9 protein-coding genes and 2 tRNA genes are annotated in these 12623 nt (G+C 67.0%); 6 read left to right on the plus strand and 5 right to left on the minus strand.

Annotation, left to right across the window (positions count from 1 at the left end; translation table 11 throughout):
- Positions 1 to 22 precede the first annotated feature (22 nt).
- From ACQVFL_RS29590 to ACQVFL_RS29600, 3 genes are all read left to right on the plus strand, one after another.
- Complete coding sequence (locus tag ACQVFL_RS29590; RefSeq protein ID WP_431728101.1) at positions 23 to 187, plus strand: hypothetical protein; 165 nt, start codon at positions 23 to 25, stop codon at positions 185 to 187.
- A 113-nt stretch (positions 188 to 300) separates the two neighbouring features.
- Positions 301 to 1224, plus strand: a complete 924-nt coding sequence (locus ACQVFL_RS29595; protein WP_431728102.1) for an aKG-HExxH-type peptide beta-hydroxylase — start codon at positions 301 to 303, stop codon at positions 1222 to 1224.
- A complete protein-coding gene (locus ACQVFL_RS29600) occupies positions 1221 to 2576 on the plus strand; it encodes a serine hydrolase domain-containing protein (RefSeq protein ID WP_431728103.1) in 1356 nt (451 codons plus the stop codon). The genes ACQVFL_RS29595 and ACQVFL_RS29600 overlap by 4 nt, the downstream gene beginning before the upstream one ends.
- A 7-nt stretch (positions 2577 to 2583) precedes the next feature.
- On the opposite strand, the gene ACQVFL_RS29605 is transcribed toward ACQVFL_RS29600, so the two are convergent.
- Positions 2584 to 3366 carry a transposase family protein gene (locus ACQVFL_RS29605; protein WP_431728104.1) on the minus strand — a complete coding sequence of 261 codons (783 nt, stop codon included), beginning with the start codon at positions 3364 to 3366 and terminating at the stop codon, positions 2584 to 2586.
- Positions 3367 to 4148: 782 nt separating this feature from the next.
- On the opposite strand from ACQVFL_RS29605, the gene ACQVFL_RS29610 reads away from it, so the two are divergent.
- Positions 4149 to 4499, plus strand: a complete 351-nt coding sequence (locus ACQVFL_RS29610; RefSeq protein ID WP_431728105.1) for a histone-like nucleoid-structuring protein Lsr2 — start codon at positions 4149 to 4151, stop codon at positions 4497 to 4499.
- Between the two features lie 619 nt (positions 4500 to 5118).
- On the opposite strand, the gene ACQVFL_RS29615 is transcribed toward ACQVFL_RS29610, so the two are convergent.
- Complete coding sequence (locus tag ACQVFL_RS29615; RefSeq protein WP_431728106.1) at positions 5119 to 8508, minus strand: NACHT domain-containing protein; 3390 nt, start codon at positions 8506 to 8508, stop codon at positions 5119 to 5121.
- 358 nt (positions 8509 to 8866) lie between these two features.
- Here ACQVFL_RS29615 and ACQVFL_RS29620 point away from each other — a divergent pair, with 358 nt between their 5' ends.
- Positions 8867 to 9004: a hypothetical protein gene (locus tag ACQVFL_RS29620; RefSeq protein WP_431728107.1), complete on the plus strand. Its 138-nt coding sequence runs from the start codon at positions 8867 to 8869 to the stop codon at positions 9002 to 9004.
- A gap of 392 nt (positions 9005 to 9396) precedes the next feature.
- Here the strand turns inward: ACQVFL_RS29620 and ACQVFL_RS29625 are convergent.
- Positions 9397 to 9469, minus strand: a tRNA-Arg gene (locus tag ACQVFL_RS29625).
- 35 nt (positions 9470 to 9504) lie between these two features.
- Positions 9505 to 9595: transfer RNA gene (locus ACQVFL_RS29630), tRNA-Ser, on the minus strand.
- A gap of 1335 nt (positions 9596 to 10930) precedes the next feature.
- Between ACQVFL_RS29630 and ACQVFL_RS29635 the strand changes: the two genes are divergently transcribed.
- Positions 10931 to 11536 (plus strand): hypothetical protein, encoded by a 606-nt coding sequence (locus ACQVFL_RS29635; RefSeq protein ID WP_431728108.1) that lies wholly within the window; start codon positions 10931 to 10933, stop codon positions 11534 to 11536.
- A gap of 165 nt (positions 11537 to 11701) precedes the next feature.
- On the opposite strand, the gene ACQVFL_RS29640 is transcribed toward ACQVFL_RS29635, so the two are convergent.
- Positions 11702 to 12508 (minus strand): CPBP family intramembrane glutamic endopeptidase, encoded by an 807-nt coding sequence (locus ACQVFL_RS29640; RefSeq protein WP_431728109.1) that lies wholly within the window; start codon positions 12506 to 12508, stop codon positions 11702 to 11704.
- Positions 12509 to 12623 lie beyond the last annotated feature (115 nt).

Here is a 12623-nt window from a genome sequence, read left to right on the forward strand (position 1 = left end):
CCTCGGAAGGACGAACACACACATGGACAACGACAGGATCAGCGACTTCCTCACCGCCGTGGACGACCTGCGCGGCGACGACGAGACCGTCCGCAGCACCCGCCACACCTCCAGCGTCTCCGCCGAAGGCTGGCCGACCACCGAGGACCCGGCGAGCGCCACGGCACCCGCAAGCACCGACGCCTGAACGATGCATGCCTCACCGGCCGCAGACGGTAGGTGAGCACCTCCTGGGGCTGGCCCGTTATGGGCCGGCTCCAGGCCCGGCCCAGCCTCGTCGGAAGGAAAGGACTCCACTTCGTGGACGCGCCGGCCAACGTCTTCTCGTTTGCCCCCATCCAGGACTACCAACGCGACCGCACCCGCCGGATCCGCGCCGTCCTCAATCCCGCTGTGCCGCACACGGTCAGCACCCGCGCTTCCCTGGGAGCGGATGCCGCCGACTACTGCCTAGCCCACCACTTTCTCGAAGGTGCTGAGGCCGCCGCCCATGCCCGTGAGATAGATACCTTTAACTGGTACGACACCAACCCGAATGTGAATTCCTCGGTACTGTCGACACCCACCGCCGTCGGTCGCCGAGTCATCCTGGCACCTGACCCAGACCGTCTGCCCCGCTCGACGATCTCCGAGACCCCCTACTACGTACTGGGACCAGACACCAGCGCTGCCCCGCCGAAGCTGCGGGAACTCGCCACCGCCGCATACGCCAGCGGCGTGCAGCACGGCTTCACCAGCCTTCTCGCCGACCACGCAATCGTCGTCTGCCTGCTACGCCACAAGCAGCTCGGCGACACCCTCGACAGCTGGACCATCACTCGACTACCTGGCACCGTCTACTGCGACCACGTCAAGGAAGCTGTCGTACTAGCCCGCGACCTGATCCACGAAGCGGGCCACAACTGGCTCAACGACGCCTTGAACGCCATCGCCTGCAAGATAAGCGACGATGTGACGTTCTACTCGCCCTGGAAGAAGACGGACCGGCCCGCCTTCGGCTTCCTGCACGCCTGCTTCGCCTTCCCTCTCACCATGATCTACACCGCCCGCGTTCTCCCCGAGACCAGCGGCGAGCTACACAGGTTCCTGGCCACCTACCTGAACCAGCAGCGAGAACTACTCGCCCCTACCGCCGCCGACCACGCTCGCGCGCTCACCATGATCACTGCACCCGAACTGCGGGAACGCATGCACGTCATCCACCGCGAGGCCCTCAGCCTGTGAACCCCACAAACATCCCGACCGGATCCGACAAGGCGGGCCTCGCCGACCGGCTAGGTGAGCCCGGTGTCACCCTGCATATCCGCCACGTCGACGATCCGCCGGTGCAGGCACAGACCGGAGCGGCCAACCTCGAAAACGCCACGCCCGTCGGAAAGGACACCACCTTCAACGTCGGCTCCGTTGCCAAACAGATCACCGCATACCTATGCATCCTTGCCGCCCGTGACCGCCTACTCACCCTGGACCGGCCGGTTGGCGACATTCTGCCCAGCTTCCACATCCCCGACGTCACCGTCGGAGAACTCATCCAGCACCAGGGAGGCATCCGAGACGCCGAATCCCTTCTCTCCCTGGCCGGCTTCCGCGAACTCGACCACTACACCGCCAACGACCTGCTCCAACTCGCCTACCGCCAGCAGCAACGGGCCGTCAAGCCGGGCCGCTTCCTATACAGCAACACCGGCTATCTCCTCCTCGCAGAAGTCCTCACACACACATACAGTGCCGGCCTGCACCAGATCGCGAACCAGCAGGCCTTCGCCCCGCTCGGCATGACCTCGGCCCGGTTCAAAAACGACCCACGCGAGGTGATCCCCGGCGCCGCAGCCAGCTACCGAGCCGTCGCCGATGGATGGCAACACCAACAGCACCCAGCCACTCTGCCCGGCCCCGGCTCCCTGTGGTGCACCGCCGCAGACCTAGACCGCTGGCTGGCCCACCTTTGGCACGAGTGGCACGCCTCAGCCAACGATGCGCTTCCGTTCGAACAGGACATCGGCTACTGGCCCAGCGACCAACCTCCGTTCACGTATGGTGCCGGGCTGTACGCCGATCCTCGCCCAAGCCGTACCGCTGTCTTCCACTACGGCCATGAACAGGGATTCTCCGCCGCTACCTACCTCACCGCCTCAGGGCTGCGCGTCATCTGTCTGTCCAACCACGCGGGAATAGCCGCAGACCATGTGGCTGCCACCGCCATCGCCAACATCATCGACGGCATCAACACCGAACCTGGGGAGCTCCTCTCGCGTGCCATGCCCTGCAGGCCCTCGTTCAACAGCACATCGCTGAGCGGAGTCGACACCGACGCACACCACACAGCGATCGGCACCTATGTCTGCGATGAGGTGCCCGGCACCGTACGCCTGACCCACAGCGCGGGCTCGCTGTGTCTGTGGCGTCGGGGGACCCTCGACCGTCTCACCCGAATCGACTCCGCCACCTACGCCGCAGACGGCTACACACTCACACTTCCGACCGCTTCGCCGGATGGCAGGGCCAGGGATCCCGACGGCTTCATCCTCGACCTCGACCGAGCACCACGGCTGAAGTACCAACGACGGCCTGACTGAGCTCTTTTCATCCTGGGTTTCGGCTGGTCTGGACGTGATGTAGGGCGAGGATGGCTTGGACGATCGCGGTGGCGCGTCGGGGGCAGCAGCGGAGTTTGGTCAGGACTTTCCAGCCTTTGAGGGTGGCGACGGCGCGTTCGCCGACGGCCCGGATCTTGGCGTGGTGGCGGTTGACGGTCTTCTGCCGGCGGGACAGTCGGGGCCGGTGACGGTGCCGCTTGAACGGGGTGCGGATGCTGCCGCCGGCGCCCTGGTAGGCCTTGTCGGCGAAGGTCATCACGTTCGCTCTGTTCAGCGCCTCGATCAGGCCGTTGGTGCGGGCGGCGGTCAGGTCATGTGCCGCACCAGGCAGGGCAGGCGACGCCCAGATCAGACGTCCGGCGCAGTCGGCGATGACCTGGACGTTCACTCCGTGGCGCTTATGTTTCCCGGAGTAGTACGGCCGCTGATCCGCGATCCGGTCGATGGGGATGAGGGTGCCGTCGAGAATCGCGTACGCGAGCCGGCCGATGTGCCGGATGGCCGCGTTCAGGTCCTGGGCGTGTGCCGCGAGCAGGTCGATGGCTTCCCGGACGTATCGCCAGGCCGTGGTGACGCTGATCGCGAAGCCGCAGGCCAGACGAGCGATGGTGTCGCCGTTGCGGAGATGGGCCAGGGCGAGTAGGGCCTGCCGGTCGGCGTCGAGACGCCACCACCGACCTCGGCGGCGGGTGCGTTCGGCGCGGATGAGGTCGGCAAGGTGGTTCAGGGTGCGGCTGGACAGCGCGACCGCAGACGGGTAAGACAGCACAGCGAGGCTCCCGGTTGGGGCATCTGATCTTGGTCGACTGCTGTCTTACCGGGAGCCTCGTCCTATGTCGACACCTGCCTCCACCACACCCACCGTGACCAGGCCTGTCACGATGAAAATGGCTGACTGATTGACTCCCCGCCAGCCATTCCAACCCAACGCCAGCAAGCCCGTGACGCCCCACGGCCACCGTCCCAAGGAAGGCCTGAGCGACAGTCCCGAACCACCGCGCGCAGGCCATCGCCCGAGACCTCAAAACCGGACCTGCGGGTTCCACCATCCAGTGCCCGGAGCTCTACGTTGGGTGACATGAGGCTGCTGCCCGCCGTCCGAAGTGCCGCCGGCGGACAGTGGCGGTCCTCCCGCTGTCGGAATTGCCGCGAATGATCAACAACGCGGGCGAAAGGGCTTCGTGAGATTCGGCGTCGTCATGGTGTGCTCCGTCAGGCGGCGGCCTGTCGGGGTACACCTCCGGCAAGGCCGGTGGTGCTGTCGTAGCCGGCGGCTGGAACCCGAATGGCGAATCACGGATCCCCCATTTGTTCCTTGGCGCTGAGCACGTCGGGCTACATCCTTGCAGATCCGGCCTACACGCTAGCACTAAGTTGCCATTTGCCTACCTGCCAGCAATGTTCCGGGCGCGCCTGACCGGTCGACACTCCGGCCGGAAGGAGATCGGTCGACGAGCCGCCATGAGGATCCGGTTGACGCGGCAAGTACCGCGCAGGCTATTCTGACAATGATTGGTATGACCGCCACCGGCGAGAAGGATGTACCCAGACGTGGCAAGGCAGATTATTCATAGGCTGATTGATGACCTGGACGGCGGCGAAGCGGACGAGACCGTGAAGTTCAGCCTCGACGGCGTACAGTACGAAATTGACCTGTCGAGCGGGAACGCCGACAAGTTGCGTGCCGCGTTCGGCCCCTACCTCGCTCACGGCACGAAGGTAAGTCGGGGTGGCGTGGTCGTGGGCGGCCGGGCCGCTCGCGGGCAAGGCAGCGCCAGCACCGACCGGGAACAAAACAGAGCGATCCGCGAATGGGCGAAAAAGGCCGGTAAGGACATCTCCGACCGGGGCCGGATTCCCCAGGAGATTGTGGACGAGTACCACGCAAAGGCTGGCCGCTAACCCGCCTCAAGCGCCTGGCCACCGCACGTCCCCGCCGGAACTTCAACGCGCGGTACAAGCAAAGCTACGCCCCGTCGAGCTCCGCGCTTCGACCCAGCCCTCCCCGCGCAGACAAATCGCCGATGCGGCCCGTCACCGAGTTCCCTTCGGTGCCGGGCGCCGCGAGACGAGTAGCGAACACCCATCTACCACGTAGCGGATCACGCATTCTTGGTCCATCAAAGCTGGGCATGGATGTCCGTGCAGTCGGTGCCATCGACTGGCCAGCGGCCGGTTCGGCACCTTGTGCCGCCTGAACTCCACCTGACAGAACGATGTGTCGCAGTGACGAAGAGGCACATGTCAGTACACAGGTTCGACACTGGGCTCGGACGGAGTTGCACGAGGGGATATTCGTGGGGTTCCACGGTGGCGATGAAGACGAGGAGCACGGTGAAGCCGGGCGTCAACCCAGGATGCAGCCGTCAACGCCTGGCCCGCGATGGTCGCTTGCCCTCTGTCCATGCGGCCTAACCTGAGCAGCCCTAGGACGACGGCTGAAACGACTGCGGGAGGTAAGAGTCCACAGGGCACGCAAGATGTCCGAGTCGTCGAAACCGGGCGGCCGTCTGCGGTGGGCTCAGCGGTAGCTGCCGACGGTGTCGACTTTGAGCCACCTCTGGGCGCGCGCGACGGTCAGAAGCGGCTGCGAGGTCTGGTGAGAGGGATTCGGCGTGAAGGCGCCTGGCGGGAAGCGCCGCAGGCGTTGTGGGCCTCGAGAATCGAGAAGGGCTCGGATAGTTTCGTCGGCTGGAGCTTCGATGGTGGAAAGCCTTTCAAGCCAGCCGTGTGCGGCGACACGTAGTGCCGCGTCCGTGACCCCACGGCGCCGAATCTCGGGCATCTGGGCGAATACGGACTTCCACTCAATGAACAGGGAGGTAACCACGGCTTCTGTCGCCACGCACCAAAGCGCGAGTGCCCATTCGGCGCGTGCGAGGTCGCCGTCCATGGCCGTGTCGCCGTCCGCGCCGTCGATCTCCTGCAGCTGGTCGCGCCACCATCGTTGGTCCGCGGCGTTGGCGCGTGCCTCCGCGAGGAGAGTTGCCGGATGGCTGTTCGGCCCAAATGGCGTCGTCCCGGGATGACGGGTGAAGGCTGACTTGTGGGGCGACGCTGCGCCGATGATGGCGATCTGGGAGGCCAGCCAACAGGGGCCGCTTTGCTCGAACAAGGCCGTAGCCGTGTTCGACCACGGGAATGTGCTTCCTTTCTCGCCGGCCCTGAACTTGCGCAGTGCGGCAGCGGCGGCAAGCGGCGAGCCGGACCGACGCAAGTAGTTGATGGCCTCCTGGCGACGTCGTCGAGCGATGTCGTCGTCGGCGAAACCTGCCGATGAGGTGGCAAGGAAGCCCTCGGTTGCGAATGCGACCGCGATCTGTGCGGGTATCGAACGGATCGACCTGACATTCGGGCAGAGACCATCGTGTACGGCCTGGATGAGGTTGGCTTCGAACTTGCTGCCGGCGGGCGGCACGAGGCCGGTGTCGAGCACGAATTGGGCGACGAGCGGACGAGACAGGTCGATGCCGTCGAGGTCTAGTCCTAAGCCGGCGGCTCCCTCGCACCGGGCGGCCATCTCCAGCCAGGCATCCTCGTTGGGGCCGTTGACGGCGGTTTGCATGTGTTCAGCCCACCACTTGGTGAACTCCACTCGCTGATTTAGTAGCTCTCGAAGCGCCCGTACGCGCCGGGGGGTGGCGGGATCGGCGGGATCGGCGGCGATCTGGCCCGTCAGCCTGATCCACGTGGGATCGGGGCCGTCTGAAGGCGGGAGTTGGGGAAGCTCTGGCAGCGGGATGATCTCCCTACGCGCCAGGGCATCAAGGAGGACGTTGAGGTTCTGCTCGACGCATAGGCTACTCAAGACATCGCGGGCCTGGCGGGGGCGGCTGGCGAACACCCCGTCAGTCAGGAGCGTCCACGCTGCCACCACTGATGGCGGGGCACTATTTTCGATAATCTCGTCACGTATGCCCTCGGCGAGAATGTAGACGTCTCCACCCTCGGCGTTTCCGCCGTAGAATCGCGCAGTGTTGAGCCAGTAGGGACGCCGCAAGAGCTCACGAAAAACGGTGTTCCTATCAAATCGCCTGGTGTCCTCTCCGGCGTATCTGTAAAGGAAGCGGGCGGCGAAGTACTCTCGCAGCGAGAGCACCTCGAATTCGAAGGTTCCTTCGTCCTTGCTCGTAAGCGCCCAAAGCCGGTCACTCGTCGCTTCGAACATCTCGTCCACGACCGACTCGGGCTTGCCATAGGTGTACTGAAAGTGGCGGATGGCGGCCTTCAAGTCGGTGACAGACATCCGCGTATTCACACTGGCCTCCTCGCTTCGAGACTGCAGGTACCAGCCGAGAAACGGGACGATCTCGCGCAGCTGCTTTTGATGCTTCCTCACGGACTCGGGGTGTTTGTTGGCCTCTCGGGCCAGTAACAGATCGACGTAAGAGTCGTACAGCTCCGTGCGCTGGGTGGGCGTGGCTTCTCCGTGCTTGTGGAGGAGGTCGAGTAGGATGGTCAGCTGCATTGGGTTCCCGGCGAGTTCCCCAATGTAGGGTTCGGCGCTCTTGGCCTTGAAGTTCTTGCGCAGGGCCCGCCCTTCGCTCCCGTGAATGCCGCGGACCGCGCACCATTTTCGCAGGTACTCGTCGCGCTGCTTGCTGTCGAGCGGCCTCAAGACGAGTGCTTCGAAGAGGTCTGCTGACGGTTCTGGGAGTTCGTTGGTGCTGGGTCTTGTCGTGACGATAACCTTCGGCACGCTCGGGTATGCTCTATTGCGGCGGCAGAACCGGTTGACGGCATCCACGACCGTCTCGCGCGTCTTCGGCCGCCCGACCTCGTCGAGGCCGTCGAGAACGACCATGCTCGGGACGCGCTCGAAGATGTCTTGAACGTCCTGTGCCTCAACTGGGATACCGCCGCTGGCGTGTGTCATCAACTCGGCGAGGAAACACTCGATCGTCGACTGCGACGCTGCCCGCCTCTTGGACGTCTTCGGTGTCTCCGTATCCCGGTCCCACACGTCAACGCCTGAAAGCCACCGGGCGTAGTCGCTGAGGTCGAACCGCAGAGGGAACAGCGGATCCGTGACCTCCGGGAGGTCCACGGGCCGCTGCTGCGCTGGTATGAAGGCGGCCCGGTGCACCTGCGAGACATACTGGGACAGGGTCGATTTGCCCTGGCCTGGAGCACCCCGAACGAGTGTGCATTTGTCCGCGGTCCGCAGCAGATGCGCGGCAGCACCGCCGACGGGCTCGAGAAACACCCCGTCGCCGCCCAGAGCGCCCTTGGCACCGAGCCGATCCGCGCCAACATCAATGAACAGGTCTGCAACCTTCTCGCGGTCGATGTCCACCTGGCTGAACTTGACTCGTTCGTCGTCATTCCACTGCGTGGCCGCGACCTTGCGCACCAGTGCCCGCAGGCCGTTGTCCTTGCGGGCGACGGCCTCTTCGCTGATGAGGTACCGGATGAGGTCCCAGCCGGCGAGCATGTCGGCGTACTGCCACTTGATCTCGGTGGGTGCGCCGTCAACCATTCCGTCGACCGCCTCGCGCCACAAGCACGTCATCTCGTCGAACCCGAAACTCTTGGCGTGCGCGTCAAGCTTGGCGTTGAGCCGGTCGAAGGTGCCAGTTCCGGGCTTCCCGGTGCTGGGCACGTTCGTCACAAGCATGTACCGCCGTACACCCTCCGCAGCGAGCCGCCGAAGGTTGTCCTCCTCGCTGCGCACCGTCGCGTCAAGCCAGCCGACCGGGTCCTTCTGCGTCCCGTTGACTGACCACTTCACCTGAAGAACAAGCGCCTTCTCGGGCGCGCTTCGGAGCACGCCGTCTCGGCCCCCATCAGGTTGCCGCAGCGGCAGCGGTACGAAGCCCGCGAAGCGGGCGGTCAGAAGAGCGTTGACCAGCAGCTGAAAGTCGTGGTCTCCAAGACGCTCGTACAAGAACTTGTTGCGACTCTCAGGCAACCTCACACCTCCAGGCAGGCCTCCATTGTGGCGCACTGCATCGGGAGCAGACGCGCGACATCGCGGCTCGGACATCATCGAACAGACCCGCTCCTGAGCAGGCAGCAGTCGAGGAGCCTGCCCAGGTCAGCCCAGAGCCTGGCCTGATCTGACGGCGGGCTCTTCGCACGAACACCCACCGAGTACCCAACCGCCCAGAGCAGGAGGCTGCCGGCTCGGCGGGGCGGGCCCACTGCCTGGGCAGTGCCGTAGCAGTGAGCCGACCAATAGCCAGCCGAGCCATACGACGGGTGCCGAGAGTCTGGAAAACCCCGACGAAAGCCGGGCCGCCATCACCCGCCTCCGCCACACTGGCTGCGTGCTCTGGCTTGCCTCCGACAACAAGGGCTGGCCAACCAGGACCAACGACAACACCGCCACCGTCGCCGTCGATAACTCCACCACCTGCATCAACCTCGTCGACCAAGCAGCCATCCACGCCTCACCCAGGGCCTGAACCCGCGCCACCGCAGGGCCTCGTGGAGGCCACGACGGGCACGAATCCCGGCGAAACATCGTCCGGACCGGCCCCGCTGGCCACTCGCGGCACCCGGACCATGGCATCCGAGCCCGCAGGTGCCGCCGGGCGCACGGAGATGATGCACAGTTAGCCGTCGCCACTGCTGCGGTGCACTCGGGCCACGCGGCATCCCAGCGTCCGGGAAGAGGAGGACAACGACCCGAACCGCTGTCAGACGCACGCAGACTGACCAACACCAGGCCGGACCCGCCGGGACGGAGGGGACGCTCGTCGCACGAGCACCCACCGAGCACCCAACCGACCACAAGGGACAGAAACACAAAGGCGTCTGACCTACATTTCGGCAGGTCAGACGCCTTTTGATCTTGTGCGCCCGAAGGGACTCGAACCCCTAACCTTCTGATCCGTAGTCAGATGCTCTATCCGTTGAGCTACGGGCGCTGGTGCTCGGCCAGTCTACACACCCGGCCTTCGCGCGGAGACTCCGGGATTCGAACCCGGGAGGGGCTTTAAGACCCCAACCGCATTAGCAGTGCGGCGCCATAGACCAGACTAGGCGAAGTCTCCCTGGTGGCCCGCAGACCACCGCGCCCGAGGATACAGGCCCCGCCCGTCTGGGGGCAAAGCGACTACCGGAACCCGCCGACCCGCAGACCGGCGAGGGGATTCTTGCGCTGTGCGTCGCCGTGATCGCGACTACGCTCCATCGACATGCAGGAGGAGTCGCCACGCGATCATGATCGTCCGGAACCTGCTCGGGAAGCGCGTCGCCGCTCCCCGAAGGCGACGTTCACGCCGCCCCCGGCACCTGCGCCTCCGAAGGAGGCCGAGGCGCCGGAGGACGAGGGCGGGCGTCGACCTCGTCGGGCCAAGGCCGCGCCGGGGGTGGTCTTCCAGCCGCCGCCCGTACCGGAACAGCCGGTGCCTCGCCAGACTCGTCCTGCTTCTTCCAGGACGCCCTTCACCCCCACGCCTCCACCTGCGACTACGTCATCGTCGGAGGCCGGGCCGGTGGGGGACGACGGAAGCCGGCCCGACCGCAGCGGGGCCCCGGAGCCGCCTGCGGCGTCTCCGGGCGCCACTACGCCCCCTCGTCGGAAGGTCGCCGCGAAGAGGACTTCCCGCTCGACCTCCGGAGCGAGCGGGCCGGAGGCAGCCACCCCCGGCTCCACCGATGCCCCGAGGGCCGCCATGGCGACCGGCACGCCGTCGGCCAACGACCAGCAACACCGTGCGGCCGACGGGCCGTCGACAAGCAAGCAGCAGCACAGTGCGACCGAAGCGCCGTCGACCAGCCGCCAACAGCACAGTGCGACCGAAGCGTCGTCGATCGGCGACGAGCAGCAGGATGTCACTGCGCCGCAGGCGGGTCCGGCTCGGAAGACGGCCAGGAAGGCCGCGCCGAGGAAGACCACGGCAGCGGAAACTGCCTCCTCCGGGTCCGTCCCGGCGAAGAAGACGACGAGGAAGGCAGCGGCCAAGGCCGCACCGGCTGGGAAGCACGCGACGAAGGTGACCGGGATCGCAGCCGCCCGGGCCGGAGCAGGCGGTGTCGCAGCGACGCCCCGAGCCGAGCCGACCTCACCAACCCCGGCCGAGACCTCCCCCACGCCCGCCGAAACCGCCCGTACCTCGACCGAGACCTCATCCACCCCGGCCGAGAACCCACCGGCCGAGGTCCGCCCGACCGAGAACCCACCGGCCGAGAACCCACCAACTGAGGTCCACCCAGCCGACAAACCACCGGCCGAGATTCGACCGGCCGAGTCGACCTTGACCTCACCCGCGCCGGCTGAGCCGACGCCGCCAACCGGCGGGACCTCAGCCGGAGGGACCTCGGACGACGGGAGCAGGGCCGAGTTCGCCGGGCGTACGCCTGATCTGCGGATTCTCGTGGCGCGGGTGCTGGACCACCCGGGCTATGCCCCGGAGTTGCTCGCTCTGAGCGCCGTGGAGGCGCTCGGCCCGGCGGCGGCGGCGTGGGCGCGGCGGCTGCGGCAGCGGTACCCGGAGGCGGACGGCGACGGTCTGGCCCGGCTCGCGGGCCGGCGGTTCGTCCGGCAGGCGGGGGTCGGCGGGGCGACGGCCGCGTTGGCGGGTGCGTTCGCGCCGGTGGTGGAGTTGGCGGCGGTGCTCTGGACGCAGGCGAATCTGGTGCTGCACCTGGCGGCGGCGTACGGCCGCGATCCGGCGGATCCGGAGCGGGCGGTGGAGTTGCTGGTGTTGGCGCAGGTGCACCCGGACGAGGCGAGTGCGCGGTCGGCGCTGGCGGCGGCTCGGGCTGCGGACGGGCCGGGCGAGCAGCCGGGGCCGAGGGCTGCCGAGGCGGCCTGGCGGCTGGCGGCACCGCTGGCCGCGCAGGCGGGCGGCTGGCTGGCGTTGCGCTGGGCGTCCCGGTTGCTGCCCGGCGCGGCGCTGGTGACGGCGGCGGTCGGTGACTCGGCGGCGGTGGAGCGGCTGGCCTCCCGCGCGGTCGCCGCCTACCGCCCGCCCCGACCTAGGGCATGACGGCGGCTGGAGGCTGGCGGCGCAGCGGCTGGGCGGCGCCCACCTCGACGTCGCTGACCACGGCCCGCCGGACGCCACGCGACCGGCGAAGGCCACCGACCGAGGCCCACCCCGACCGCCCGGACGCGCGACCGGCGACCGCCACCGGACCAGGGGGCCGCGCGGTCAGAGCCAGTCGAACCATTCTCGGGGCAGCAGGCTGTAGCCGACGAAGGCGAAGATGTCGAGCAGGGCGTGTGCCACGATCAACGGCATCACCCGGCGGGTACGCAGGTAGAAGAGGCTGAACACGACGCCCATGATCGCGTTGCCGATGAACGCGCCGAAGCCCTGGTAGAGGTGGTAGGAGGCGCGGAGCAGGGCGCTGGTGGCGATGATCGCTCCGACGCGCCACTGGAGCTGCCGTAGCCGGGTCATCAGGTAGCCGACCACGATCACCTCTTCCAGGATCGAGTTCTGGAAGGCGGCGAGGATCAGCACCGGCACGGTCCACCAGAGGTCGGGCAGCGCGGCCGGCACCACGGTGGCGTTGATGCCGAGCTGGGCCGCCGCCCAGAACAACACCAGGCCGGGGAGGCCGATCAGGGCCGCCAGCCCGGCTCCCTGGGCGAGATCGGCCCAGGGCCGTCGGGCGTCCAGGCCGAGGGTGCGGACCGGATCGCCGGGGTCGCGGGTGAGCAGGTGTACGGCGAGCAGCACCGGCAGCAGCGCGAAGACGATGCCGAGCAGTTGGTACGTGAGGTCGAGGTACGCCCGGGCCGACGCGGAGGTGTTCAGTGCGGCGGTCTGCCGGGAGAGTCCACCCTCGGCGGTCAGCTTCGCGATGATCGAGACGGTGGCGTAGACGGCCGACTGGCCGAGCGAGAGGCCGAGCACGAGCATCGTCTCGGTGCCGAGCGTCCGACGGGACGTAGGGCTGGTGAACTCTGCGGTCACCGCACCACTCTGCCCGACCGTCTGCGCTGGTGGCATCCGGGTGCCACTGAGCGCGCCTCACGTCGGATCGCACATTCTGTGCGACCTTCATGCACGCTCCGTGGACATTCTATCGGTGTTCCCGATCCCGCCGTCAGAAGAAGGAGCGCCC

Source organism: Verrucosispora sp. TAA-831 (assembly GCF_050780145.1).
Taxonomy (GTDB): Bacteria; Actinomycetota; Actinomycetes; order Mycobacteriales; family Micromonosporaceae; genus Micromonospora.

Coding starts and splice junctions, on each gene's coding strand:
- ACQVFL_RS29640 (WP_431728109.1), bottom strand. CDS start 12,508: ATGCCACCAGCGCAGACGGTCGGGCAGAGTGGTGCGGTGACCGCAGAG.
- ACQVFL_RS29590 (WP_431728101.1), top strand. CDS start 23: ATGGACAACGACAGGATCAGCGACTTCCTCACCGCCGTGGACGACCTG.